The sequence below is a fragment of the Pseudomonas sp. RW407 genome (genome assembly GCF_003176655.1).
In the GTDB taxonomy this organism is placed as follows: Bacteria; Pseudomonadota; Gammaproteobacteria; order Pseudomonadales; family Pseudomonadaceae; genus Pseudomonas; species Pseudomonas delhiensis.
Window position 1 is genome coordinate 303,252 of sequence record NZ_QGSL01000029.1, and the last position, 25,328, is coordinate 328,579.

The following is a 25,328-nucleotide window of genomic DNA, read 5'->3' on the forward strand; positions in this document are numbered from 1 at the left end:
TACCTGCTGCGCTGCCAGCAGATCCTCGGCTACATCGAGGAAGCCGAGGCCGAGGCCAGCGACGCCCATTCGCGCCCGGCCGGCAAGCTCAAGGTGCATGCCATGACCGGCATCGGCCAGCACTACCTGATCAAGGCGATCTCCCAGTACAGCGAGATGTACTCGGAAGTCAGCTTCGACCTGACCCTGGCCAACCGCACCACCGACATCCTCGACGAGGGCTACGACATCTCGGTGGTGATCGCCCCCGAGCTGCCCGACTCCGGCTTCGTCTCCAAGCGCCTGGGGCAGACCCACAGCGTGCTCTGCGCAGCGCCCGCCTACGTGACCCGCCACGGCTCGCCGAAGGTGCCCGCGGAGCTGGCCGGGCACCGCTGCCTGCGCCTGGTGAACAGCGTGATGTCGCTGGACAAGTGGCTGTTCCACGGCCCGGACGGCGAGGAGCTGGCGCACATCGACCACACCCACTTCCAGGTCAACACCGCCGACGCCCTGACCGAGGCGGTGGTGGCCGGCATGGGCATTGGCGCGCTGCCGGTGTACTCGGCGGTGGAGGGCCTGCGCAACGGCAGCCTGGTGCGGGTGATGCCCGGCTACAGCCTGTTCCACCTGAACATCTACGCGCTCTACCCGTCGCGGCAGTTCCTCGATGCGAAGATCCGCACCTGGGTCGAATTCCTCCGCGACTGCATCCCCGGCATGCTCGCCGAGGACGAGCAACTGATGCTCACGCACAGCGCGCGCCTGCCGAACTGAGGCGCCAACTCGCCTGAGCCGCGCCGCCCGCAACGGGCGGCGCCTGCGTCTTCCTCCCGCGTTCTCCTGCACGGCCCGGCGTGGAGGCTTTCGCGCCCGCATATCGCGATGCCTAACGCGGCCTTGGGAAATCGTGAATTCTCCGAACGCCATCGTTGCGTCAGTCTGGGTAGCCCCGGCCGCTCCGCGGCCTGCCTCGCCAATACAAGAAGAACCGAGGGTGACGCGATGTTAGGTTCGATGCTACGGGCGCTGCTGTGCGCCCTGGCAGTGTCGGGCGCCAGCCTGGCGCACGCTGCCGAGACTCCGGTGGTCATCAAGTTCTCCCACGTGGTGGCGGAGAACACCCCCAAGGGCCAGGGCGCGCTGCTGTTCAAGCGCCTGGCCGAGGAGCGCCTGCCCGGCCGGGTGCGCGTGGAGGTCTACCCGAACTCCTCGCTGTTCGGCGACGGCAAGGAGATGGAGGCGCTGCTGCTGGGCGACGTGCAGATGCTGGCACCGTCCCTGGCCAAGTTCGAGCACTACGCCAGGTCCATCCAGCTCTTCGACCTGCCGTTCCTGTTCGACGACATCGATGCCGTCGACCGCTTCCAGCGCAGCCCGCAGGGCAGGGCGCTGCTGGCCAGCATGCAAGGCAAGGGCATCCTCGGCCTGGGCTACTGGCACAACGGGATGAAGCAGCTGTCGGCCAACCGCGTGCTGCTCGAACCGGCCGACGCCCGCGGCCTGAAGTTCCGCGTGCAGGCCTCGGCGGTGCTCGACGAGCAGTTCCGCGCCTTGCGCGCCATCTCCCGCAAGATGTCCTTCGCCGAGGTCTACCAGGGCCTGCAGAGCGGCGTGGTGAATGGCACCGAGAACACCTGGTCGAACTACGCCAGCCAGAAGGTCTTCGAGGTGCAGAAGCACTTCACCGCCTCCAACCACGGGGTGGTGGACTACATGGTGATCACCAACGCCGCCTTCTGGAACGGCCTCCCGGCGGACCTGCGCGAGCCGCTGCAGGCGGTGATGGAAGAGGTCTCGGCGGAGGTCAACCGCCAGGCCGCGCAGCTCAACCTCGAGGCCCGCCAGCAGATCGCCGGCAGCGGCGCCAGCCAGATCCACGAGCTCACCCCGGCCCAGCGCGCCAGCTGGCGCCAGGCCATGCAGCCGGTGTGGCGAAGGTTCGCCGACGACATCGGCCCCGAGCTGATCCAGGCCGCCGAGGCGGCCAACCGTCCCCTCTGAACCCGTTTTTGAGAACCATTCCGGAGCGAAGCCATGCAACGACTCAAGCGTGCCTGCGAGCGCCTGGAGGAGGGCCTCATCGCCCTGCTGCTGGCGGCCATGGCGCTAGTGACATTCTTCTACGTGGTGGTGACCAACGTGTTCACCCTGTTCTACGACCTGGGCGATACCTGGCCGGCCATCAGCGGCCCGAGCTACGCCGTGGGCGATGCCATCCTCGGCGTGGCCCAGGACATGAGCTGGAGCAATGCGCTGACCAAGGCGCTGTTCGCCGGGCTGATCTTCCTCGGCCTGGCCTATGGCGTGCGCACGGCCGGGCACATAGGCGTGGACGTGCTGGTGCGCCTGGCGTCGCGCCCCGTGCAGCGCTGGCTCGGCCTGCTCGCCTGCCTGTGCTGCATGGCCTACGCCGGCCTGCTCGCGGTGGGCAGCTTCGACTGGGTGAGCACCTTGCGCGGCGCCGGCATCGGCGCCGAGGACCTGGCCCGGTTCGGCGTGCGCCAATGGCACATAGCGCTGGTCGTGCCGCTGGGCTTCGCCCTGGTGTTCGTCCGCTTCCTCGAGGTGCTGGTGCGCATCCTGCGCGGGCGGCAGACCGGCCTCGGCCTGGCCGACGAGGCCGCCGAGGCGCTGAAGCTGCAGGACACCGAGGAGACGCGGCCATGACGGTGCTGTTCCTGTTCATCCTGCTGTTCGCGCTGATGTTCATCGGCGTGCCCATCGCCGTGTCCCTGGGCCTGGCCGGCTCGCTCACGCTCATGCTGTTCAGCGAGGACTCGGTGCGCTCGCTGGCCATCAAGCTGTTCGAGACCAGCGAGCACTACACCCTGCTGGCCATCCCGTTCTTCCTGCTCTCCGGCGCCTTCATGACCACCGGTGGCGTGGCGCGGCGGCTGATCGCCCTGGCCAACGCCTGCGTCGGGCACATCCGCGGCGGCCTGGCCATAGGCGCGGTGCTGGCCTGCATGCTGTTCGCCTCGCTGTCCGGCTCCAGCCCCGCCACGGTCGCGGCGGTGGGCTCCATCGCCATCGCCGGCATGGTCCGCGCCGGCTACCCGCAGGCCTTCGGCGCCGGCATCCTGTGCAACGCCGGCACCCTCGGCATCCTCATCCCGCCATCGATCGTCATGGTGGTCTACGCCGCGGCCACCGAGCAGTCGGTGGGCAAGCTGTTCATGGCCGGGGTGGTCCCCGGCGTGCTGCTCGGGGTCGTGCTGATGCTGGCGATCTACGTGGTGGCGCGGGTGCGCCGCCTGCCGGCGCTGCCGCGGGCCAGCCTGCGGCAGGTGCTGGGGGCGGTGCGCGAGGCGGGCTGGGGGCTGCTGTTGCTGGCGATCATCCTCGGCGGCATCTACGGCGGCCTGTTCACCCCCACGGAAGCCGCCGCGGTGGCTGCGATCTATGCCGCCTGGGTGGCCCTGTGCGTATACAAGGACCTGGCCTGGCGCGAGGTGCCGCGGGTGCTGCTGGAGTCCGGCAAGCTGTCGATCATGCTGATGTTCATCATCGCCAACGCCATGCTCTTCGCCCATGTGCTGACCACCGAGCAGATTCCCCAGCAGGTCACCGCCTGGATGGTCGACCTGGGCCTGCGGCCCTGGCAGTTCCTGCTGCTGGTGAACGTCCTGCTGCTGGTCGCCGGGGCCTTCATGGAACCGTCGGCGGTGATCCTGATCCTGGCGCCGATCCTCTTCCCCATCGCCATGGAGCTGGGCATCGACCCCATCCACCTGGGCATCATCATGGTGGTGAACATGGAGATCGGCCTGGTCACCCCGCCGGTGGGGCTCAACCTGTTCGTCACCTCGGCGGTCACCGGCATGCCGCTGGGCTCCACCGTGCGCGCGGCCCTGCCGTGGCTGAGCGTGCTGCTGGCGTTCCTGCTGCTGATCACCTACGTACCGCTGATCTCCCTCGGGCTGCCTCGTCTGTTGGGACTGTGACGCATTGCCGCAGGCCCCGTCAGCCGGGCTGATGGGGCTTATCACTACGACTAAGGATTGGTAAGACCATGGTCGTATGGTCCCTGCGCACCCCGGCCGTTACAACTTGGTCCCAACAAGAACAACACTCCGAACCGAGGTAACGTGTCATGACTGCGGCATCCGTGTATCCCGTGCGCCCCGAAGTGGCCGCCAATACCCTGACCGACGAAGCCACCTACAAGAAGCTGTACCAGCAGTCGGTGGTCAACCCCGACGGCTTCTGGCGCGAGCAGGCCCAACGGGTGGAATGGATCAAGCCCTTCACCAAGGTCAAGCAGACTTCCTTCGACGACCACCACGTCGACATCAAGTGGTTCGCCGACGGCACCCTCAACGTTTCCTACAACTGCCTCGACCGTCACCTCGCCGAGCGCGGCGACCAGGTGGCGATCATCTGGGAAGGCGACGACCCGTCCGAGCACCAGGAAATCACCTACCGCGAGCTGCACGAGCAGGTCTGCAAGTTCGCCAACGCCCTGCGCGGCCAGGACGTGCACCGCGGCGACGTGGTGACCATCTACATGCCGATGATCCCGGAAGCCGTGGTGGCCATGCTCGCCTGCACCCGCATCGGCGCCATCCACTCCGTGGTGTTCGGCGGCTTCTCCCCCGAAGCCCTGGCCGGCCGCATCATCGACTGCCGCTCGAAGATCGTGATCACCGCCGACGAAGGCGTGCGCGGCGGCAAGAAGACCCCGCTCAAGGCCAACGTCGACGACGCCCTGACCAACCCGGAAACCAGCAGCGTGCAGAAGATCATCGTCTGCAAGCGCACCGGTTCGGACATCAAGTGGCACTCGCACCGCGACGTCTGGTACGAAGACCTGATGAAGGTCGCCGGCACCACCTGCGCCCCCAAGGAAATGGGCGCCGAGGACCCGCTGTTCATCCTCTACACCTCCGGTTCCACCGGCAAGCCCAAGGGCGTGCTGCACACCACCGGCGGCTACCTGGTGTACGCCTCGCTGACCCATGAGCGCGTGTTCGACTACCGCCCCGGCGAAGTCTTCTGGTGCACCGCCGACATCGGCTGGGTCACCGGCCACAGCTACGTGGTCTACGGCCCGCTGGCCAACGGCGCCACCACCGTGCTGTTCGAAGGCGTGCCGAACTACCCGGACATCACCCGCGTCGCCAGGATCGTCGACAAGCACAAGGTCAACATCCTCTACACCGCGCCCACCGCCATCCGCGCCATGATGGCCGAGGGCAAGGCCGCGGTCGAAGGCGCCGACGGCTCCAGCCTGCGCCTGCTGGGTTCGGTGGGCGAGCCGATCAACCCGGAAGCCTGGCAGTGGTACTACGAGACCGTCGGCCAGTCGCGCTGCCCGATCGTCGACACCTGGTGGCAGACCGAGACCGGCGCCTGCCTGATGACCCCGCTGCCGGGCGCCCACGCCCTGAAGCCGGGCTCCGCCGCCAAGCCGTTCTTCGGCGTGGTGCCGGCCCTGGTGGACAACCTGGGCAACATCATCGAGGGCGCGGCCGAGGGCAACCTGGTGATTCTCGACTCCTGGCCGGGCCAGGCGCGTACCCTGTTCGGCGACCACGACCGCTACGTCGACACCTACTTCAAGACCTTCAAGGGCATGTACTTCACCGGTGACGGCGCCCGCCGCGACGAGGACGGCTACTACTGGATCACCGGCCGCGTCGACGACGTGCTCAACGTCTCCGGCCACCGCATGGGCACCGCCGAGATCGAGAGCGCCATGGTCGCCCACCCGAAAGTGGCCGAGGCCGCGGTGGTTGGCGTACCGCATGACATCAAGGGGCAGGGCATCTACGTCTACGTCACCCTGAACGCCGGCGAGGAAGCCAACGAGCAACTGCGCCAGGAACTCAAGGCCTGGGTACGCAAGGAAATCGGCCCGATCGCCACCCCGGACGTCATCCAGTGGGCCCCGGGCCTGCCGAAGACCCGCTCGGGCAAGATCATGCGCCGCATCCTGCGCAAGATCGCCACCGCCGAGTACGACGCCCTGGGCGACATCTCCACCCTGGCCGACCCGGGCGTGGTGCAGCACCTGGTGGACACCCACCGGGCGATGAAGGCCGCCTGATCCGCCGCTGAAACGAAAGACGCCCCGGCAAGCCGGGGCGTTTTTCTTTGTGCGATGAGCTGATTTCCTACAGGGCTGTCTTATTCGGTCGATCGACCCGCATGGTTGCAGCCATGCAGTCTGTGGCTTCAAAAATATACGTTAATAGCGTATATAATATGAACGCTACATTTGTCGAGCTATCCCCATTCGAGCGCAATCGCCGTCACTACCTGGACGACGATGCGTTTCGGTTGCTCCAGCAGCTTCTACTGACGCGACCTGACGCCGGGGACGTGATCGCTGGCACCGGTGGCCTGCGCAAGGTCCGCTTCGGCGACCCGAGGCGTGGCAAGGGAAGGCGGGGAGGGCTGCGAGTGATCCATTACTGCTGGCTGGGTGGTGCCCAGTTCTGGCTGTTCACCTTGTACGACAAGGATGAGCAGGATGATTTGAACGAACGGCAGAGAAACCAGTTGGCCATGCTGCTGCAGGCGGAATTGAAATCGAGAGGAACGGGGCGATGAGCAAGCGCGACATCTTTGCCGAGTTGCTGGAAGGCTTCGACGACTTGGCGGCAGAGCGCCAGGGCAAGATCACCTTGCGAACCCACAAGGTCGAATTGGCGCCGCTGTCGCCGGCGACGGGGGAGGAAATAGCTGCATTGCGCGAACGCCTGAACATGTCCCAGCCGGTCTTCGCCCGACTCCTCCATGCAGCGCCGGCGACCTTGAAGAACTGGGAACAGAACCGCTCGCGCCCCAACGATCAGGCCACCTTGCTGATCCGCCTGCTGGCCAGGCACCCGGAAACCCTGGACCTGATCACCGAGTTGGCCTGAGCCGGGACGATGGGTATCGCTTCGCTCCACCCATCCTACGTGCAGGAGCGCGCCTTGCGCGCGAATCGCGGACAGAGTCCGCTCCTGCGGTCCCAGGGATGCACCGTCGTAGGACCTTGTCCGCGATAGCCGGCCGTCCCGGCGCGATTCGCGGATGAGATCCGCTCCTACGCCACCCCCCCGTACCATTCCATGTAGGAGCGCGCCCTGCGCGCGAATCGCGGGCAGGGCCCGCTCCTACAGGTTGGCGCCCGACGCCGAATGGCATGCGGTAACACTACCCGCCCCGCTGCGACAAAATGAGGCGCCCGGAAACATTTCGCACACTTCCCGTGCGTGTTTTCCGACGTCCATCAACCCGCCTCCGGGCTGGAGGCCGCGTAATTACTGAGGTATTCATATCATGGCCCGATACCTGCAGTGGATATAGGTTTTACTATTCCCGCCTTGATCACCTAAAATCCGCCCCGTCAAGATGTCGAAGCCCGCTCTCCGGCGCTTCTATAATTAGTTGTCGCATTGAAGAAATAACCGCCCAGGGGCTGTCGCTAGAATGCCGCTCACCCTGGATGGCGTGGTTTTCCACGAGAAACCCGCCACGGCAATGCGCGCAGACGACAAGAACCTTCACTTCTGCACGGGCAGCCTGGGCCAACCCCTTTCTCCTGCCAATCGAAGTCCTACCCTCGAAGGAGTTACTGATGAAGAAGTTCGCACTTCTCGGCGCGCTGGCGCTCTCCGCTATCACCGCTATGGCCCACGCCGACGACAAGCCCGTGCGTATCGGTATCGAAGCGGCCTACCCGCCGTTCTCCTTCAAGACCCCCGATGGCCAGCTGGCCGGCTTCGACGTCGACATCGGCAATGCGCTGTGCGAAGAGATGAAGGTCAAGTGCACCTGGGTCGAGCAGGAGTTCGACGGCCTGATCCCGGCGCTGAAGGTGCGCAAGATCGACGCCATCCTCTCGTCGATGACCATCACCGACGAGCGCAAGAAGTCCGTGGACTTCACCAACAAGTACTACAACACCCCGGCCCGCTATGTGATGAAGGAAGGCTCGGCGCTGAACGACCCGCTGACCGACCTCAAGGGCAAGAAGGTCGGCGTGCTGCGCGGCAGCACCGCGGACCGCTACGCCTCCGGCGAGCTGACCCCTGCCGGCGTGGAAGTGGTGCGCTACAACTCCCAGCAGGAAGCCAACATGGACCTGGTGGCCGGCCGCGTGAACGCGGTGGTCGCCGACTCGGTCAACCTCGACGACGGCTTCCTCAAGACCGACGCCGGCAAGGGCTTTGCCTTCGTCGGCCCGCAGCTGACCGACGAGAAGTACTTCGGCGAAGGCGTGGGCATCGCCGTGCGCAAGGGCGATAGCGCCCTGGCCGGCAAGTTCAACGCCGCCATCGCCGCGCTCCGTGCCAACGGCAAGTACAAGCAGGTCCAGGACAAGTACTTCAAGTTCGACGTCTACGGTTCGAACTGACCCCTGACCGAAAAGTGGCGCAAACCCGGGCCGAGACCTGAAGTTTGTGCCACTTTTTTATTGGGCGGCGGGCGTCTTGGCGACTGTCGTCGGTTTCCGGGCTGCGGGCGGCGTGGCCCGTCGTTCTGCGTTCGCCGCTGCGGCGAGCGGTTGCATGAGGTGCTGACCATGTTCAACGGTTACGCGGCCACCATCGTCGATGGTGCCTGGCTGACCCTCCAGCTCGCCCTGTTGTCGATGGCCCTGGCGGCGGTGCTCGGCCTGGTCGGCGCGGCCTTCCGCCTGTCGCCCGTCCGCTGGCTGGCCTGGTGCGGCGACGCCTATTCCACGGTGATCCGCGGCGTGCCCGACCTGGTGCTGATCCTGCTGATCTTCTACGGCGGCCAGGACCTGGTGAACCGCGTGGCGCCGCTGCTCGGCCATGACGACTACATCGACCTGAACCCCTTCGTGGTCGGCGTCGGCACCCTCGGCTTCATCTTCGGCGCCTACCTCTCGGAAACCTTCCGCGGCGCCTTCATGGCCATCCCCAGGGGGCAGGCCGAGGCCGGCTTCGCCTACGGCATGAGCCACCTGCAGGTGTTCTTCCGCGTGCAGGTGCCGCAGATGATCCGCCTGGCCATCCCCGGCTTCACCAACAACTGGCTGGTGCTGGTCAAGGCCACCGCGCTGATCTCGGTGGTCAGCCTGCAGGACATGATGTTCAAGGCCAAGCAGGCCGCGGACGCCACCCGCGAGCCGTTTACCTACTACCTGTTCGTCGCCGCCCTCTACCTGGTGGTGACCAGCGTCTCGCTGCTGTTGCTGCGCCTGCTCGAGCGCCGCTACTCGGTGGGCGTCAAGGTCGCGGAACTGTAAGGGGAGCCACGCGATGATCTTCGACTACACCGTCATCTGGGAAAACCTGCCGCTGTACTTCAGCGGCCTGCTGGTGACCCTCAAGCTGCTGCTGATCTCCCTGGCCGTGGGCCTGCTGCTGGCCGTGCCGCTGGCGCTGATGCGCGTGTCCAAGCGCCCGGCGGTGAACCTGCCGGCCTGGCTGTACACCTACGTTATCCGCGGCACCCCCATGCTGGTACAGCTGTTCCTGATCTACTACGGCCTGGCCCAGTTCGAGGCGGTGCGCAACAGCGCCTTCTGGCCCTGGCTGTCCAACGCCAGCTTCTGCGCCTGCCTGGCCTTTGCCATCAACACCAGCGCCTACACCGCGGAAATCCTCGCCGGCAGCCTCAAGGCCACGCCCCACGGCGAGATCGAGGCGGCCAAGGCCATGGGCATGTCGCGCCTGAAGATGTACCGCCGCATCCTCCTGCCCTCGGCGCTGCGCCGCGCGCTGCCGCAGTACAGCAACGAGGTGATCATGATGCTGCAGACCACCAGCCTGGCGTCCATCGTCACCCTGGTGGACATCACCGGCGCCGCGCGCACCGTGAACTCGCAGTACTACCTGCCGTTCGAGGCCTTCATCACCGCCGGGGTCTTCTACCTGATCCTGACGCTGATCCTGGTGCGCCTGTTCAAGGCCGCCGAACGCCGCTGGCTGGCCTACCTGGCACCGCGCAAGCACTGAGGCGGAGGAGCGGAGCATGCAACGCATCGATCACCTGTTGCCCTGCGCCAGCCTCGGCGCCGAACGCCGCCTGAGCGTCTTCCGCTATGGCGCCGGCGAGCGCAAGGCCTACATCCAGGCCAGCCTGCACGCCGACGAGCTGCCGGGCATGCGCACCGCCTGGGAGCTGAAGTTGCGCCTGGCCGCGCTGGAGGCCGAAGGGCGCCTGCTCGGCACCGTCGAGCTGGTGCCGGTGGCCAACCCCGTCGGCCTCGGCCAGTGGCTGCAGGCCAGCCACCTCGGGCGCTTCGAGACCAGCAGCGGGCAGAATTTCAACCGCGGCTTCGTCGACCTGGCGTCCCTGGTCGAGCCGCGCGTCGCCGGCCAGCTGGGCGCCGACGCACCGGCCAACGTGCAACTGGTCCGCCAGCACATGCGCGAAGCCCTGGACGCGCTGGCGCCGGCCACTTCCGAGCTGCAGGGCCTGCAACGCCTGCTGCTGCGCCATGCCTGCGACGCCGACGTGGTGCTCGACCTGCACTGCGACTTCGAGGCCTGCATCCACCTCTACGCCATTCCCCAGCACTGGCCGCAGTGGCGCTCCCTGGCGGCGCGGCTGAAGGCGGGCGTGGCATTGCTGGCGGAGGATTCCGGCGGCAATTCCTTCGACGAATCCTGTTCGCTGCCCTGGCTGCGCCTGGCCCGTGCCTATCCACAGGCGGCTTTGCCCGCGGCGTGCATGGCCACCACGGTCGAGCTGGGCAGCATGGGCGACACCCGCGTCGAGCAGGCGCGCGCCAACGCCGAGGCGATCCTGGCCTTCCTCGCCGAACAGGGGCTGATCGCCGGCGATTGGCCGCAAGCGCCGGCCGAGTGCTGCGAAGGCATGCCCTTCGAGGGCACCGAATACCTCGCCGCGCCCCATGCCGGGGTGGTCAGCTTCCTGCGCCGCGCCAGCGAGTGGGTGGAGAAGGGCGAGGCGCTGTTCGAGGTGGTGGACCCGCTGAACGACAAGGTCAGCACCGTGTACGCCGGGACCGCCGGCGTGCTCTTCGCCCTGGAGCGGGGGCGCTACGCGCTGGCAGGACACTGGATGGCCAAGGTGGCCGGGCGTGAGCCGTTCCGTACGGGCCGGCTGATCAACGACTGAATTCGAGTAACCGACATGTACAAACTGGAAATCCAAGACCTGCACAAGCGCTACGGCACCCACGAAGTGCTCAAGGGCGTTTCCCTGGCGGCGAAAGCGGGCGACGTGATCAGCATCATCGGCTCCTCCGGCTCGGGCAAGAGCACCTTCCTGCGCTGCATCAACCTGCTGGAGCAGCCCCACGCCGGCAAGATCCTGCTCAACGGCGAGGAGCTGAAGCTGGTGCCGAACAAGGACGGCGCGCTCAAGGCCGCCGACACCCGCCAGCTGCAGCGCATGCGCTCGCGCCTGTCGATGGTGTTCCAGCACTTCAACCTGTGGTCGCACATGAGCGCCCTGGACAACGTCATCGAGGCGCCGGTGCACGTGCTCGGCGTATCGAAGAAGGAAGCCCTGGAGAAGGCCGAGCACTACCTGGCCAAGGTCGGCGTGGCGCACCGCAAGGACGCCTACCCGGCGCACATGTCCGGCGGCGAGCAGCAGCGCGTGGCCATCGCCCGCGCCCTGGCCATGGAGCCGGAGGTGATGCTGTTCGACGAACCGACCTCGGCGCTGGACCCGGAGCTGGTGGGCGAGGTGCTCAAGGTCATGCAGGACCTGGCCCAGGAAGGCCGCACCATGGTGGTGGTGACCCACGAGATGGGCTTCGCCCGCGAGGTCTCCAACCAGCTGGTGTTCCTGCACAAGGGCCTGGTGGAAGAGCGTGGATGTCCGAAAGAGGTGTTGGCCAACCCTCAATCGGAGCGTCTGAAGCAGTTCCTTTCCGGCAGCTTGAAGTAAGCTGTCCCCCGAAGAAGTCGACAGAAGCCTCCGCATGACTGCCCAACGCATCGGTTTCCTGCTCTGGCCCCAGACCCGCGCGCTGACCCTGGCGCTCGCCGAGGAGGCCCTGCGGGTCGCCCGACGCCTGCACCCCGAAGCGCTCTACGACCCGGTGTTCATGAACGCCGAGCAGCCCGCCGAGGGCGACGGCTGGCGCCTGCCGGGGCAGGCCTGGCAAGGCGTGCTGGAGCAGTGCCAGCGCGTCTTCCTGGTCGCCGACGAGGCGCCGCAGCAGGTCTCCGCGCCGCTGGCCGCCGCCCTCAAGCAGCTGGCCCGCGGCGGCGCCAGCGTCGGCGCGCTGTCCGCCGGCATCTACCCGCTGGCCCAGCTCGGCCTGCTCGACGGCTACCGCGCCGCGGTGCACTGGCGCTGGCACGACGACTTCACCGAGCGCTACCCCAAGGTCATCGCCACCAACCACCTGTTCGAGTGGGACCGCGACCGCCTCAGCGCCTGCGGCGGCATGGCCGTGCTCGACCTGCTGCTGGCGGTGCTGTCCCGCGACCACGGCGCGGAACTGGCCGGCGCGGTGTCCGAGGAGCTGGTGGTCGAGCGCATCCGCGAGGGCAGCGAGCGCCAGCGCATTCCGCTGAAGAACCGCCTGGGCTCCAGCCACCCCAAGCTCACCCAGGCGGTGCTGCTGATGGAAGCGAACATCGAGGAGCCGCTGACCACCGACGAGATCGCCCAGCACGTCTGCGTGTCGCGCCGCCAGCTGGAGCGCATCTTCAAGCAGTACCTGACCCGCGTGCCCAGTCAGTACTACCTGGAACTGCGCCTGAACCGCGCGCGGCAGATGCTCATGCAGACCAGCAAGTCGATCATCCAGATCGGCCTGTCCTGCGGCTTCTCCAGCGGCCCGCACTTCTCCAGCGCGTACCGCAACTTCTTTGGCGTGACCCCTCGTGAGGACCGTAATCAGCGTCGTGGGCAGGGTGTCGCCGATGGTGCGCCGGGGCCTGGCGAGCGGGGGTGAGTGGAGCGGGGGAGGCTCCCGGTTACACTGACGTTGGGCTTGGCCGCGTTCCCTCTCCCCAGCCCTCTCCCTGAAGGGAGAGGGGGCTTGTCCGTGCCGAGAGAAGGTATGGTCTTAGCCTGAGGCTTTCGGCGTTGCCGGCTAACTCCTGTACATCCGCGTCTGCCCAACGGTCCCCTCTCCCTTCAGGGAGAGGGTTAGGGAGAGGGGCGGAGCCGAGTCCAGGCGCCGTAGCCACCGGGGAATCCCCTTCGCGAGCAAGCTCGCTCCTACAAGAGCAAGCGCGGTGCTGCGTGGGCTTTTCGTAGGAGCGAGCTTGCTCGCGAACAATCGGGATTTCCCGGCAACGCCGAGCGTTCCGGAGAGGAAGGGCCAGGCGTCCTCTCTCCCCCACGAAAACCCCACCCAACCTTCCCCTGTCCGGCCATCGAACAAATTCCCCCGCGCCTTGTACCCGCGGGCCCTCCCTGGCTTTACACTGCGCCTTACCGACGCTTTCTGTCGCATTTCCGAAAGCCTCGGAAATCCACGGGTTGGCGCTATAAGAAGTTGTCGCTTGGCGGCAATGCCAACCGGTCTTTCGTCCCTACAATCCTTCCATCGATAGCCGCCTCACCAGGCAGGAGAACACCGATGTCCGCTCCGCATGCTCAGGTACAACGCTCCGACTTCGACCAGTTGATGGTCCCCAACTACTCTCCGGCCGCCTTCATCCCGGTGCGTGGTCAGGGTTCGCGAGTCTGGGACCAGAGCGGCCGCGAGCTGGTGGACTTCGCCGGCGGCATCGCCGTCAACTCCCTGGGCCACTGCCATCCGGCGCTGGTCGCGGCGCTGACCGAGCAGGCCAACCAGATCTGGCACGTCTCCAACGTGTTCACCAACGAGCCGGCCCTGCGCCTGGCGCAGAAGCTGATCGGCGCCACCTTCGCCGAGCGGGTGTTCTTCGCCAACTCCGGCGCCGAGGCCAACGAGGCCGCGCTCAAGCTGGCGCGCCGCTACGCCCACGACGTCTACGGTCCGCAGAAGTACGAGATCATCTCGATGGTCAACAGCTTCCACGGCCGCACCCTGTTCACCGTCAACGTCGGCGGCCAGGCCAAGTACTCCGACGGCTTCGGGCCGAAGGTCGAGGGCATCACCCACATCCCGTTCGACGACCTGGACGCGCTCAAGGCGGCCATCTCGGACAAGACCTGCGCCGTCATCGTCGAGCCGGTGCAGGGCGAGAGCGGCGTGCTGCCGGCCGACAAGGCCTACCTGGAAGGCGTGCGCAAGCTGTGCGACGACAACGGCGCGCTGCTGATCTTCGACGAAGTGCAGAGCGGCTTCGGCCGTACCGGCTACCTCTATGCCTACCAGTACTACGGCGTGGTCCCGGACATCCTCTCCAGCGCCAAGAGCCTGGGCGGCGGCTTCCCCATCGGCGCCATGCTGACCACCGCGAAGATCGCCGAGCACCTGGTGGTGGGCACCCACGGCACCACCTACGGCGGCAACCCGCTGGCCTGCGCGGTTTCTGGCGCGGCCTTCGATGTGATCAATACTCCTGAGGTGCTCGAAGGCGTGCGCGCCAAGCACGAGCGCTTCAAGGCGCGCCTGGAGAAGCTCGGCCAGGAATACGGCATCTTCACCCAGGTCCGCGGCCTCGGCCTGCTGATCGGCGCGGTGCTGTCCGATGCCTGGAAGGGCAAGGCCAAGGACGTGTTCAACGCCGCCGAGAAGGAAGGCCTGATGATCCTGCAGGCCGGCCCGGACGTGGTGCGCTTCGCGCCCAGCCTGGTGATCGAGGACGCCGACATCGACGAAGGCCTGGATCGCCTGGAACGCGCGGTGGCCAAGCTCACCCGCGGCTGATCGGCAGTACGGCGCCGGCCATTCCGCCGGCGCCGGTTCGACCCGGCCGGGTGCGCCCGGCCGTTCTTCGCAGGCCCCGAATGCGTTGGCGCAGGCTGTCCCGTGCCCGCGACGCGACGGGGAAAGTTCATGTGGTTTTGTCTGGTTAGAGGAGTGACGCCATGCTGGTGATGCGCCCCGCCCAAGTGGCCGACCTGCAGCAGGTGCAGCGTCTCGCCGCGGACAGCCCGGTCGGCGTCACGTCGCTGCCGGACGACGCGGAAAGGCTGAAGGAAAAGATCCTGGCCTCGGAGGCGTCGTTCGCCGCCGAAGTCAGCTACAACGGCGAGGAAAGCTACTTCTTCGTCCTCGAGGACACGCAGACCGGGCAACTGGTCGGCTGCTCGGCCATCGTCGCTTCGGCCGGCTTCTCCGAGCCCTTCTACAGCTTCCGCAACGAGACCTTCGTGCACGCCTCGCGCGAGCTGAAGATCCACAACAAGATCCACGTCCTCTCGCTGTGCCACGACCTCACCGGCAACAGCCTGCTGACCAGCTTCTACGTGCGGCGCGAGCTGGTGAACACCCCCATCGCCGAGCTCAACTCCCGCGGCCGCCTGCTGTTCATGGCCAGCCACCCGGAGCGCTTCGCCGACGCCGTGGTCACCGAGATCGTCGGCTACAGCGACGAGCAGGGCGAGTCGCCGTTCTGGAACGCCGTCGGGCGCAACTTCTTCGACCTCAACTACAGCGAGGCCGAGAAGCTCTCCGGGCTGAAGAGCCGCACCTTCCTCGCCGAGCTGATGCCGCACTACCCGATCTACGTGCCGCTGCTGCCGGACGAGGCGCAGGAGGCCATGGGCCAGGTGCACCCGCGGGCGCAGATCACCTTCGACATCCTGATGCGCGAAGGCTTCGAGACCGACAACTACATCGACATCTTCGATGGCGGCCCGACCCTGCACGCGCGCACCTCGGGCATCCGCTCCATCGCCCAGAGCCGCCTGGTGCCGGTGCGCATCGGCGAGGTGCCCAAGGCCACCCGCAGCTACCTGGTCACCAACGGACTGCTGCAGGACTACCGTGCGCTGGTCGCCGAGCTGGACTGGGTACCCGGCAAGCCGGTGACCCTCAGCGCCGAGACCGCCGAGGCCCTGGGCATCGGCGAAGGTGCCAGCGTCCGCCTGGTGGCGGTGTGAGTCATGGGCTGCAGGCTGCAAGCGGCAGGCTGCGGGCCCAAACGGAAGCTTTCGCCTGTGGCCTGGAGCCTGCGGCCTGAAGCCGAAACGGAGTGAATATGATCGTTCGTCCTGTCACCAGCGCCGACCTGCCGGCCCTCATCGAACTGGCGCGCAGCACCGGCACCGGGCTGACCACGCTGCCGGCCAACGAGCAGCGCCTGTCGCACCGCGTCGGCTGGGCCGAGAAGGCCTTCCGCGGCGAAGCCGAGCGCGCCGACGCCGACTACCTGTTCGTCCTCGAGGACGACGCCGGCAAGGTCGTCGGCATCTCCGCCGTGGCCGGCGCCGTCGGCCTGCGCGAGCCCTGGTACAACTACCGCGTCGGCCTCACCGTCAGCGCCTCCCAGGAACTGGGCATCCACCGCGAGATTCCCACGCTGTTCCTGGCCAACGACCTCACCGGGCAGTCCGAGCTGTGCTCGCTGTTCCTGCATGCCGACCACCGCACGGGCCTCAACGGCCGCCTGCTGTCCAAGGCGCGCTTCCTGTTCATCGCCGAGTTCCGCGAGCTGTTCGGCGACAAGGTGATCGCCGAGATGCGCGGCATGTCCGACGCCGACGGCCGCTCGCCGTTCTGGGAAAGCCTGGGCCGGCACTTCTTCAAGATGGAATTCAGCCAGGCGGACTACCTGACCGGCGTCGGCAACAAGGCCTTCATCGCCGAACTGATGCCGAAATTCCCGCTGTACACCTGCTTCCTCTCGGAAGAGGCGCGCAACGTGATCGGCCGCGTGCACCCGGACACCGAACCGGCGCTGGCCATGCTCAAGGCCGAGGGCTTCAGCTACCAGGGCTACGTCGACATCTTCGACGCGGGCCCGGCCATCGAGGCGCCGACCGAGAAGATCCGCGCCATCGCCGACAGCCAGGCCCTGGTGCTGGCCATCGGCACGCCGGGCGATGACGCCGAGCCCTACCTGATCCACAACCGCAAGCGCGAGGAGTGCCGCATCGCCGCGGCCCCGGCGCGGGTCGCCGCCGGCTCCCTGGTGGTCGACGCGCAGACCGCCAAGCGCCTGCGCCTGTCCGCCGGCGCCTCGGTGCGCGCGGTGCCGCTGTCCGCCGGAAAACGCTGATCCCGCGCGGATCGGAGGAGAACAAGAGATGACTACCCACTACATCGCCGGCCAGTGGCAGGCGGGCGAGGGCGACGCCCTGGAATCCCTCGACCCGGTCAGCCAGGCCGTGGTCTGGAGCGGTCGCGCCGCCAACGCTGCGCAGGTCGACGCCGCCGTGGCCGCCGCCCGTGCCGCCTTCCCGGCCTGGGCGCGGCGCCCGCTGGAGGAACGCATCGCCGTGCTGGAAGCCTTCGCCGCCACCCTCAAGGCGCGCGGCGACGAGCTGGCCCGGGCGATCGGCGAGGAGACCGGCAAGCCGCTGTGGGAAGCCACCACCGAGGTCACCAGCATGGTCAACAAGGTGGCCATCTCGGTCCAGGCGTACCGCGAGCGCACCGGCACCAAGAGCGGCCCGCTGGCCGACGCCACCGCCGTGCTGCGCCACAAGCCCCACGGGGTGGTCGCGGTGTTCGGCCCCTACAACTTCCCCGGCCACCTGCCCAACGGCCACATAGTGCCGGCGCTGCTGGCCGGCAACGCGGTGATCTTCAAGCCCAGCGAGCTGACGCCGAAAGTCGCCGAACTGACCCTGCGCGCCTGGATCGACGCCGGCCTGCCGGCGGGTGTGCTCAACCTGGTGCAGGGCGCCCGCGACACCGGCGTGGCCCTGGCCGGCCACGCGGGCATCGACGGCCTGTTCTTCACCGGCTCCAGCCGCACCGGCAACCTGCTGCACAGCCAGTTCGGCGGCCAGCCGCAGAAGATCCTGGCGCTGGAGATGGGCGGCAACAATCCGCTGATCGTCGATGAAGTGCGGGACGTGGACGCCGCGGTCTACACCATCATCCAGTCCGCCTTCATCTCCGCCGGCCAGCGCTGCACCTGCGCGCGGCGCCTGCTGGTGCCCGCCGGTGCCTGGGGCGACGCCCTGCTGGCGCGCCTGGTGGCGGTGAGCGCGAGCATCAAGGTCGGCCGCTTCGACGAACAGCCGGCCCCCTTCATGGGCTCGGTGATCTCCCTGGCCGCCGCCGAGCACCTGCTCAAGGCCCAGGAACACCTGCTGGCCAATGGCGCCGTGGCCCTGCTGGCCATGTCCCAGCCGCTGGAGGGCGCGGCCCTGCTGACCCCCGGCATCCTCGACGTGACCGCCGTGAGCGAGCGCCCGGACGAGGAATTCTTCGGCCCGTTGCTGCAGGTCATCCGCTACGCCGGTTTCGACGAGGCCGTGCGCGAGGCCAACGCCACCCAGTACGGCCTGGCCGCCGGCCTGCTGTCGGACTCCCGCGAGCGCTTCGAGGGCTTCCTGCTGGAGAGCCGCGCCGGCATCGTCAACTGGAACAAGCAACTGACCGGCGCCGCCAGCAGCGCACCCTTCGGCGGCATCGGCGCCTCCGGCAACCACCGTCCCAGCGCCTACTACGCCGCCGACTACTGCGCCTATCCGGTGGCCTCGCTGGAAAGCGAAAGCCTTGCCCTGCCTGCAACCCTGACTCCGGGAGTGAGCCTGTGATGACCGCCCATGAAATGAACTTCGACGGTCTTGTCGGCCCGACGCACAACTACGGTGGCCTGTCCTACGGCAACGTCGCCTCGCAGAGCAACAGCCAGGTGGCGTCCAACCCGAAGGAAGCCGCCAAGCAGGGCCTGGCGAAGATGAAGGCGCTGATGGACATGGGCTTCAAGCAGGGCGTGCTGGCCCCGCAGGAGCGCCCGGCCGTGGCCTCGCTGCGGGCCCTCGGCTTCAGCGGCAGTGACGCCGAGGTGATCGCCAAGGCGGCCAGGGAAGCCATGCCGCTGCTCGCCGCGGTCAGCTCGGCCTCGTGCATGTGGACGGCCAACGCCGCCACCGTCAGCCCCAGCGCCGACACCGCCGATGGCCGCGTGCATTTCACCACCGCCAACCTCAACTGCAAGTTCCACCGCTCCATCGAGCACCCGGTCACCAGCCGTATCCTCGGCGCCATGTTCCGCGACGAGAAGCACTTCGCCCACCACCCGGCGCTGCCGGCGGTGGCGCAGTTCGGCGACGAAGGCGCGGCCAACCACACGCGCTTCTGCAAGGGCTACGGCGAGGCCGGCGTGGAGTTCTTCGTGTTCGGCCGCAGCGCCTTCGACAGCCGCTTCCCTCAGCCTGTGCGCTACCCGGCGCGGCAGACCCTGGAAGCCTGCCAGGCGGTGGCCCGCCTGCACGGCCTGGGCGAGGAGGGCGTGGTCTACGCCCAGCAGAATCCGGCGGTGATCGACCAGGGCGTGTTCCACAACGACGTGATCTCGGTGGGCAACGGCGAGGTGCTGTTCTACCACCAGGACGCCTTCCTCGACACCGACAGGGTGCTGGCCGAGCTGGACGCCAAGCTGGCCCGCCGCGGCGGCCGCTTCCAGGCGGTGCGGGTGCCCGCCGACCAGGTCGCGGTGGAGGACGCGGTGCGTTCCTACCTGTTCAACAGCCAGTTGCTCAGCCGCGCCGACGGCAGCATGCTGCTGATCGTCCCGGAAGAGTGCCGGCAGAACGAGCGCGTGTGGAGCTACCTGTCGCGCCTGACTGCCGAGGGCGGGCCGATCCATGAGGTGAAGGTCTTCGACCTCAAGCAGAGCATGCAGAATGGCGGCGGCCCGGCCTGCTTGCGCCTGCGCGTGGCGCTCAACGAGGCCGAGCTGGCCGCGGTGAACCCGGGCGTGGTCATGACCCCGGCGCTGTACGACACCCTGGTGGCCTGGGTCGACAAGCACTACCGCGACCGCCTGTCCGAAGCCGACCTGGCCGACCCGCAGCTGCTGGTGGAATGCCGGACGGCATTGGATGAACTGAGCCGGATCCTTAAACTGGGCTCCGTCTACCCCTTCCAGATGAGTTGAACATCATGACCACCGAAAGCCTTCCGCTGATCCTCGAAGATGCCACCGGCGCCCGCCGCGAGACCCACAGCGCCCGCCTGGCCATCCGCCTGGAGGGGCGCGACCTGTGGCTGGAGGCCGACGGCAAGGGCGGCCTGCTGATCTACGCCGAGTCCTTCGAGGAGGACACCGAGGTGCCGCTGCTGGTGGTCCGCCCGCAGGCGGTCAACCAGCTCAGCCTGAGCCTGGAGCTGGAGGCCGCCGAAGTCCACGAACATGGTCCAGACTGTGGATGTGACCATCACTGATCGCAGGGGCCGCCGCCCGCAGGTGCCGGCGGCCAACCGGGAGACCCGCGCATGCTAGCACTGGGCAAGCTGCTCGACCTGACCCTCGTCGGTCGCGAGCCGACCGAGAAGATCCAGCTCACCGCCGACGGCACGCGCCTGCACTGGCTGGCCGAGGGCGCCCTCGAGGTGACCCCCGCCAGCGGCCGCGACAACGGCCTGGACCTGCTGCTCTCGGCCGGCATCCACGGCAACGAGACGGCGCCCATCGAGCTGCTCGACCGCCTGGTCCAGCGCATCGCCCGCGGCGAGCTGAAGCCGGCGGCGCGCCTGCTGTTCCTGCTCGGCAACCCGGAGGCCATGCGCCGCGGCGAACGCTACCTGGAGCAGGACATCAACCGCCTGTTCTGCGGCCGCCACGAGGACGGCAGCGGCAGCGAGGCCCTGCGCGCCGCCGAGCTGGAGCGCCTGGCCGCGGCCTTCTTCGCCCGCGACGGCCGCCAGCGCCTGCACTACGACCTGCACACGGCCATCCGCGGCTCGAAGATCGAACAGTTCGCCCTCTACCCCTGGAGCGAGGGGCGCGAGCATTCCCGCGCGGAACTGGCCCGGCTGCGTAGCGCCGGCATCGACGCGGTGCTGCTGCAGAGCAAGACCGGCATCACCTTCAGCTCCTACACCTATAGCCGCCTGGGTGCCGAGGCCTTCACCCTGGAACTGGGCAAGGCACGGCCCTTCGGGCAGAACCAGGTGGTCAACCTGGGCCGCCTGGAGGGGCTGCTGCAGGTGCTGGTCGACGGCACCGAGGCGCCGGCCGGGGAGGGCGGCCTGGACGGCCTGCAACTGTTCGCCGTGTCCCGCGAGGTGATCAAGCACAGCGATCACTTCCGCCTGCACCTGGACGATGCCGTGGACAACTTCACCGAGCTGGACCACGGCTACCTGCTCGCCGAGGACATCGGCGGCACCCGCTGGATCGTCGAAGAGAAGGGCGCCCGCATCATCTTCCCCAACCCGCGGGTGAGAAACGGCCTGCGCGCGGGCATCCTCGTGGTGCCCACGGAACTCTGAGCGCCCGGCGTTTGGGGGCTCTTCGTAGGAGCGAGCTTGCTCGCGAACAGATTTTCCAGTGGCTGCGGTGCTATGCGGTTCGCGAGCAAGCTCGCTCCTACGAGAAGCCAGGCTCGCCTGCAACGCAGGAGCGGGCCTTGTCCGCGATAGCCGGACCCACCGGCGCGAATCGCGGATGAGATCCGCTCCTACAGGTTGCCGGGAGGCACGGTATTCCTCCCGCCGTAGGAGCGGGCCTTGTCCGCGATAGCCGGACCCACCGGCGCGATTCGCGGATGAGATCCGCTCCTACGCCGCTCCACCCGCGCCATTCCCCTGCCCGCGAAGACCCGCTTCCGAGCCTTGTCCCCAGGCAGCCAAGCGCATAGCATCGGGCTTTTCCCCGCTTTCCAGGAGCCCCGCCATGTCCGTCATCGACCTTCGCAGCGACACCGTCACCCTGCCCAGTGCCGGGATGCGCGAGGCCATGGCCCGGGCCGAGCTGGGCGACGACGTCTATGGCGAGGACCCCACCGTCAACCGCCTGGAGGCCATCCTGGCCGAGCGCCTGGGCTTCGCCGCCGCGCTCTTCGTGCCCACCGGCACCATGAGCAACCTGCTCGGGCTGATGGCCCACTGCGGCCGCGGCGACGAGTACATCGTCGGCCAGCAGGCCCACACCTATAAATACGAGGGCGGCGGCGCCGCGGTGCTGGGTTCGATCCAGCCGCAGCCCATCGAGGGTGAGGCCGACGGTTCGCTGGACCTGGGCAAGGTCGAGGCGGCCATCAAGCAGGACGACTTCCACTTCGCCCGTACCCGCCTGCTGGCCCTGGAGAACACCATGCAGGGCAAGGTCCTGCCGCTGGCCTACCTGGCCGCCGCCCGCGAGCTGACCCGTCGCCGCGGCCTGGGCCTGCACCTGGACGGCGCGCGCCTGTACAACGCGGCGGTGAAGCTGGGCGTGGACGCCGGCGAGATTACCCGCCACTTCGATTCCGTCTCGGTGTGCCTGTCCAAGGGGCTGGGCGCGCCGGTGGGCTCGGTGCTGTGCGGCAGCGCCGAGCTGATCGGCAGGGCCCGGCGCCTGCGCAAGATGGTCGGCGGCGGCATGCGCCAGGCCGGCGGCCTGGCCGCGGCCGGGCTGTATGCGCTGGACCACCAGGTCGAGCGCCTGGCCGAGGACCACGCCAATGCCGAGACCCTCGGCCGCGGCCTGGCGGAGCTGGGCTACGCCGTCGAGCCGGTGCAGACCAACATGGTCTACGTCGGCATTGGCGAGCGCGCCGAAGCCCTGCGCGGCTTCCTCGGCGGGCGCGGCATCCGCGTCAGCGCCGCCCCGCGCCTGCGCCTGGTCACCCACCTGGACGTGAAAACGGCGGACATTCCCCGTATCGTCGAGGCTTTCGCCGCCTTTCGTCGCGACTGACTAGGATGGAAGCACAATAGCTGCCATCTATCGTACAAACACACTGTACCCGGTACGCAGGGCCGATATAATGCGGCCCTTTGCCGGCGATTCGTGGCCGCATTTTTCCGTGGAAGAACCTATGAAAAGCGCTGAAATCCGTGAAGCCTTCCTCCGCTTCTTCGAAGAGAAGGGGCATACCCGCGTAGCGTCGAGTTCGCTGATTCCGGCGAACGACCCGACCCTGCTGTTCACCAACGCCGGCATGAACCAGTTCAAGGACTGCTTCCTCGGCCTGGAGAAACGCGCCTACACCCGCGCCACCACCAGCCAGAAATGCGTGCGCGCCGGTGGCAAGCACAACGACCTGGAAAACGTCGGCTACACCGCGCGCCACCACACCTTCTTCGAGATGCTGGGCAACTTCAGCTTCGGCGACTACTTCAAGCGCGATGCCATCACCTACGCCTGGGAATTCCTGACCTCGGACAAGTGGCTGAACCTGCCCAAGGAAAAGCTCTGGGTCACCGTCTACGCCAGCGATGACGAGGCCTACGACATCTGGACCCAGGAAGTCGGCGTGCCGGCCGAGCGCATGGTGCGCATCGGCGACAACAAGGGCGCTCCCTACGCCTCCGACAACTTCTGGGCGATGGGCGACACCGGCCCCTGCGGCCCCTGCACCGAGATCTTCTACGACCACGGCGCCGACATCTGGGGCGGCCCGCCCGGCTCGCCGGAAGAAGACGGCGACCGCTACATCGAGATCTGGAACAACGTGTTCATGCAGTTCAACCGCACCGCGGACGGCGTGATGCACCCGCTGCCGGCGCCGAGCGTGGACACCGGCATGGGCCTGGAGCGCATCAGCGCGGTGCTGCAGCACGTCCACTCGAACTACGAGATCGACCTGTTCCAGAGCCTGCTGAAAGCCTCCGCCGAGGCCATCGGCTGCGCCAATGACGACGCGCCGTCGCTGAAGGTGGTCGCCGACCACATTCGTTCCTGTAGCTTCCTCATCGCCGACGGCGTGCTGCCGTCCAACGAGGGCCGCGGCTACGTGCTGCGCCGCATCATCCGCCGCGCCTGCCGCCACGGCAACAAGCTGGGCGCCAAGGGCAGCTTCTTCCACAAGATCGTCGCCGCGCTGGTTGGCGAGATGGGCGAGGCCTTCCCCGAGCTGAAGCAGCAGCGGGCGCACATCGAGCGCGTGCTCAAGACCGAGGAAGAGCAGTTCGCCAAGACCCTCGAGCAGGGCCTGAAGATCCTCGAGCAGGACCTGAGCGAACTGAAAGGCAGCGTCATCCCCGGCAACGTGGTGTTCAAGCTGTACGACACCTACGGCTTCCCGGTCGACCTGACCAACGACATCGCCCGCGAGCGCAGCCTGACCCTCGACGAGGAAGGCTTCGAGCGCGAGATGGAGGCCCAGCGCGAGCGCGCCCGTTCGGCCAGTGCCTTCGGCATGGACTACAACAGTCTGGTGAAGGTCGACGGCGACACCCGCTTCCTCGGCTACCAGGGCGTTTCCGGCGCCGGCCAGATCATCGCGCTGTTCAAGGACGGCAAGGCCGTCGAGAAACTCAACGAAGGCGAGGAGGGCGTGGTCGTCCTCGACCAGACGCCGTTCTACGCCGAATCCGGTGGCCAGGTCGGCGACTGCGGCACCCTGTCCGGCGCCGGCGTGCGCTTCGACGTGCGCGACACCACCAAGGCCGGCGGCGCCCACCTGCACCACGGCATCGTCGCCCAGGGCAGCCTGAGCGTCGGCGCCGCGGTCAAGGCCGAGGTCGACGCCTCGGTGCGCCAGGCCACCGCGCTGAACCACTCGGCCACCCACCTGCTGCACGCCGCGCTGCGCCAGGTACTGGGCGATCACGTGCAGCAGAAAGGCTCGCTGGTCGACAGCCAGCGCCTGCGCTTCGACTTCAGCCACTTCGAGGCCATCAAGTCCGAGCAGCTGAAGCAGTTGGAAGACATCGTCAACCGCGAAATCCGCGCCAACAGCGAAGTTGAGACCGAAGAGACCGACATCGAAACCGCCAAGGCCAAGGGCGCCATGGCGCTGTTCGGCGAGAAGTACGGCGACCAGGTGCGCGTGCTGACCATGGGCGGCGGCTTCTCCGTCGAGCTGTGCGGCGGCACCCACGTCGGCCGCACCGGCGACATCGGCCTGTTCAAGATCACCAGCGAAGGCGGCGTGGCCGCCGGCGTGCGCCGCATCGAGGCGGTGACCGGCGCGGCCGCGCTGGCCTACCTGAACGGCGCCGAAGAGCAGCTCAAGGAAGCCGCCGGCCTGGTCAAGGGCAGCCGCGACAACCTGCTGGACAAGCTCTCCGGCCTGCTCGAGCGCAACCGCCAGCTGGAGAAGGAACTGGAGCAGCTCAAGGCCAAGGCCGCCAGCGCCGCCGGTGACGACCTGGCCGGTTCCGCCGTGGACGTGGCCGGGGTGAAAGTGCTGGCCGCGCGCCTCGACGGCCTGGACGGCAAGGCGCTGCTGGCGCTGGTCGACCAGTTGAAGAACAAGCTGGGCAGCGGCGTGATCCTGCTCGGCGGCGTGCTCGAGGAAAAAGTGGTGCTGGTGGCCGGGGTGACCCAGGACCTCAGCGCTAGGCTCAAGGCCGGCGACCTGATGAAGCAGGCCGCGGCGGCCGTGGGCGGCAAGGGCGGCGGTCGCCCGGACATGGCCCAGGGCGGCGGCACCGACGCCGGCAAGCTGGACGAGGCCCTGGCCCTGGCCAAGGCCTTCGTCGAACAGGGCCGGTAAGCACCGGCAAGGCCAGGCCC

General features: G+C 67.8%; 22 protein-coding genes. All 22 read left to right on the forward strand.

Annotated elements, in window-relative coordinates; all coding sequences use genetic code 11:
• Nucleotides 1-756: substrate binding domain-containing protein (locus tag DK254_RS02260; protein WP_109932932.1), on the forward strand; the 756-nt coding region annotated here is incomplete at its 5' end.
• A 228-nt stretch (nt 757-984) separates the two neighbouring features.
• Nucleotides 985-1,983 (forward strand): TRAP transporter substrate-binding protein, encoded by a 999-nt coding sequence (locus tag DK254_RS02265; protein WP_109931913.1) that lies wholly within the window; start codon nt 985-987, stop codon nt 1,981-1,983.
• A 33-nt stretch (nt 1,984-2,016) separates the two neighbouring features.
• Nucleotides 2,017-2,649 (forward strand): TRAP transporter small permease, encoded by a 633-nt coding sequence (locus DK254_RS02270; protein WP_109931915.1) that lies wholly within the window; start codon nt 2,017-2,019, stop codon nt 2,647-2,649.
• Entirely contained in the window at nt 2,646-3,926 is a 1,281-nt protein-coding gene (gene dctM / locus DK254_RS02275; RefSeq protein ID WP_109931917.1) for a C4-dicarboxylate TRAP transporter large permease protein DctM, read from the forward strand. The genes DK254_RS02270 and dctM overlap by 4 nt, the downstream gene beginning before the upstream one ends.
• 149 nt (nt 3,927-4,075) lie before the next feature.
• On the forward strand, nt 4,076-6,031 hold the full coding sequence (gene acs, locus DK254_RS02280) for an acetate--CoA ligase (protein ID WP_109931919.1): 1,956 nt from the start codon (nt 4,076-4,078) through the stop codon (nt 6,029-6,031).
• Between the two features lie 158 nt (nt 6,032-6,189).
• Entirely contained in the window at nt 6,190-6,537 is a 348-nt protein-coding gene (locus DK254_RS02285; protein ID WP_109931921.1) for a toxin, read from the forward strand.
• Complete coding sequence (locus tag DK254_RS02290; protein WP_109931923.1) at nt 6,534-6,851, forward strand: DNA-binding transcriptional regulator; 318 nt, start codon at nt 6,534-6,536, stop codon at nt 6,849-6,851. The genes DK254_RS02285 and DK254_RS02290 overlap by 4 nt, the downstream gene beginning before the upstream one ends.
• A gap of 701 nt (nt 6,852-7,552) precedes the next feature.
• The gene (locus DK254_RS02295) at nt 7,553-8,332 is read left to right on the forward strand and encodes an ABC transporter substrate-binding protein (protein WP_009620740.1); all 780 of its coding nucleotides are present in this window, start codon (nt 7,553-7,555) and stop codon (nt 8,330-8,332) included.
• Nucleotides 8,333-8,500: 168 nt separating this feature from the next.
• Nucleotides 8,501-9,190: an ABC transporter permease gene (locus DK254_RS02300; protein WP_109931925.1), complete on the forward strand. Its 690-nt coding sequence runs from the start codon at nt 8,501-8,503 to the stop codon at nt 9,188-9,190.
• 13 nt (nt 9,191-9,203) lie between these two features.
• Nucleotides 9,204-9,902, forward strand: a complete 699-nt coding sequence (locus tag DK254_RS02305; protein WP_089391834.1) for an ABC transporter permease — start codon at nt 9,204-9,206, stop codon at nt 9,900-9,902.
• 16 nt (nt 9,903-9,918) lie between these two features.
• On the forward strand, nt 9,919-11,031 hold the full coding sequence (locus DK254_RS02310) for a succinylglutamate desuccinylase/aspartoacylase family protein (protein ID WP_109931927.1): 1,113 nt from the start codon (nt 9,919-9,921) through the stop codon (nt 11,029-11,031).
• A gap of 15 nt (nt 11,032-11,046) precedes the next feature.
• Nucleotides 11,047-11,811, forward strand: coding sequence for an arginine/ornithine transport ATP-binding protein AotP (aotP, locus tag DK254_RS02315; RefSeq protein WP_089391832.1), 765 nt, complete (start codon nt 11,047-11,049; stop codon nt 11,809-11,811).
• A gap of 34 nt (nt 11,812-11,845) precedes the next feature.
• A complete protein-coding gene (gene argR / locus DK254_RS02320) occupies nt 11,846-12,829 on the forward strand; it encodes a transcriptional regulator ArgR (RefSeq protein WP_109931929.1) in 984 nt (327 codons plus the stop codon).
• 633 nt (nt 12,830-13,462) lie between these two features.
• Entirely contained in the window at nt 13,463-14,683 is a 1,221-nt protein-coding gene (locus DK254_RS02325; protein WP_109931931.1) for an aspartate aminotransferase family protein, read from the forward strand.
• A 161-nt stretch (nt 14,684-14,844) separates the two neighbouring features.
• Entirely contained in the window at nt 14,845-15,861 is a 1,017-nt protein-coding gene (gene aruF / locus DK254_RS02330) for an arginine/ornithine succinyltransferase subunit alpha (protein ID WP_109931932.1), read from the forward strand.
• 98 nt (nt 15,862-15,959) lie between these two features.
• Complete coding sequence (gene astA, locus DK254_RS02335; protein ID WP_109931934.1) at nt 15,960-16,979, forward strand: arginine N-succinyltransferase; 1,020 nt, start codon at nt 15,960-15,962, stop codon at nt 16,977-16,979.
• 28 nt (nt 16,980-17,007) lie between these two features.
• Complete coding sequence (gene astD, locus DK254_RS02340) at nt 17,008-18,471, forward strand: succinylglutamate-semialdehyde dehydrogenase (RefSeq protein WP_109931936.1); 1,464 nt, start codon at nt 17,008-17,010, stop codon at nt 18,469-18,471.
• On the forward strand, nt 18,471-19,817 hold the full coding sequence (gene astB / locus DK254_RS02345; protein ID WP_109931937.1) for an N-succinylarginine dihydrolase: 1,347 nt from the start codon (nt 18,471-18,473) through the stop codon (nt 19,815-19,817). Before astD ends, astB begins: the two co-directional genes overlap by 1 nt.
• A gap of 5 nt (nt 19,818-19,822) precedes the next feature.
• On the forward strand, nt 19,823-20,104 hold the full coding sequence (locus DK254_RS02350; RefSeq protein ID WP_009620763.1) for a hypothetical protein: 282 nt from the start codon (nt 19,823-19,825) through the stop codon (nt 20,102-20,104).
• A 51-nt stretch (nt 20,105-20,155) separates the two neighbouring features.
• Nucleotides 20,156-21,154 carry a succinylglutamate desuccinylase gene (astE, locus tag DK254_RS02355; RefSeq protein ID WP_109931939.1) on the forward strand — a complete coding sequence of 333 codons (999 nt, stop codon included), beginning with the start codon at nt 20,156-20,158 and terminating at the stop codon, nt 21,152-21,154.
• Nucleotides 21,155-21,557: 403 nt separating this feature from the next.
• Nucleotides 21,558-22,562, forward strand: a complete 1,005-nt coding sequence (gene ltaE / locus DK254_RS02360; RefSeq protein ID WP_109931941.1) for a low-specificity L-threonine aldolase — start codon at nt 21,558-21,560, stop codon at nt 22,560-22,562.
• A 121-nt stretch (nt 22,563-22,683) separates the two neighbouring features.
• A complete protein-coding gene (gene alaS, locus DK254_RS02365; RefSeq protein WP_109931943.1) occupies nt 22,684-25,308 on the forward strand; it encodes an alanine--tRNA ligase in 2,625 nt (874 codons plus the stop codon).
• The last annotated feature ends 20 nt before the right edge of the window (nt 25,309-25,328 follow it).

Coding starts and splice junctions, on each gene's coding strand:
- DK254_RS02265 (WP_109931913.1), top strand. CDS start 985: ATGTTAGGTTCGATGCTACGGGCGCTGCTGTGCGCCCTGGCAGTGTCG.
- DK254_RS02270 (WP_109931915.1), top strand. CDS start 2,017: ATGCAACGACTCAAGCGTGCCTGCGAGCGCCTGGAGGAGGGCCTCATC.
- dctM (WP_109931917.1), top strand. CDS start 2,646: ATGACGGTGCTGTTCCTGTTCATCCTGCTGTTCGCGCTGATGTTCATC.
- acs (WP_109931919.1), top strand. CDS start 4,076: ATGACTGCGGCATCCGTGTATCCCGTGCGCCCCGAAGTGGCCGCCAAT.
- DK254_RS02285 (WP_109931921.1), top strand. CDS start 6,190: ATGAACGCTACATTTGTCGAGCTATCCCCATTCGAGCGCAATCGCCGT.
- DK254_RS02290 (WP_109931923.1), top strand. CDS start 6,534: ATGAGCAAGCGCGACATCTTTGCCGAGTTGCTGGAAGGCTTCGACGAC.
- DK254_RS02295 (WP_009620740.1), top strand. CDS start 7,553: ATGAAGAAGTTCGCACTTCTCGGCGCGCTGGCGCTCTCCGCTATCACC.
- DK254_RS02300 (WP_109931925.1), top strand. CDS start 8,501: ATGTTCAACGGTTACGCGGCCACCATCGTCGATGGTGCCTGGCTGACC.
- DK254_RS02305 (WP_089391834.1), top strand. CDS start 9,204: ATGATCTTCGACTACACCGTCATCTGGGAAAACCTGCCGCTGTACTTC.
- DK254_RS02310 (WP_109931927.1), top strand. CDS start 9,919: ATGCAACGCATCGATCACCTGTTGCCCTGCGCCAGCCTCGGCGCCGAA.
- aotP (WP_089391832.1), top strand. CDS start 11,047: ATGTACAAACTGGAAATCCAAGACCTGCACAAGCGCTACGGCACCCAC.
- argR (WP_109931929.1), top strand. CDS start 11,846: ATGACTGCCCAACGCATCGGTTTCCTGCTCTGGCCCCAGACCCGCGCG.
- DK254_RS02325 (WP_109931931.1), top strand. CDS start 13,463: ATGTCCGCTCCGCATGCTCAGGTACAACGCTCCGACTTCGACCAGTTG.
- aruF (WP_109931932.1), top strand. CDS start 14,845: ATGCTGGTGATGCGCCCCGCCCAAGTGGCCGACCTGCAGCAGGTGCAG.
- astA (WP_109931934.1), top strand. CDS start 15,960: ATGATCGTTCGTCCTGTCACCAGCGCCGACCTGCCGGCCCTCATCGAA.
- astD (WP_109931936.1), top strand. CDS start 17,008: ATGACTACCCACTACATCGCCGGCCAGTGGCAGGCGGGCGAGGGCGAC.
- astB (WP_109931937.1), top strand. CDS start 18,471: ATGACCGCCCATGAAATGAACTTCGACGGTCTTGTCGGCCCGACGCAC.
- DK254_RS02350 (WP_009620763.1), top strand. CDS start 19,823: ATGACCACCGAAAGCCTTCCGCTGATCCTCGAAGATGCCACCGGCGCC.
- astE (WP_109931939.1), top strand. CDS start 20,156: ATGCTAGCACTGGGCAAGCTGCTCGACCTGACCCTCGTCGGTCGCGAG.
- ltaE (WP_109931941.1), top strand. CDS start 21,558: ATGTCCGTCATCGACCTTCGCAGCGACACCGTCACCCTGCCCAGTGCC.
- alaS (WP_109931943.1), top strand. CDS start 22,684: ATGAAAAGCGCTGAAATCCGTGAAGCCTTCCTCCGCTTCTTCGAAGAG.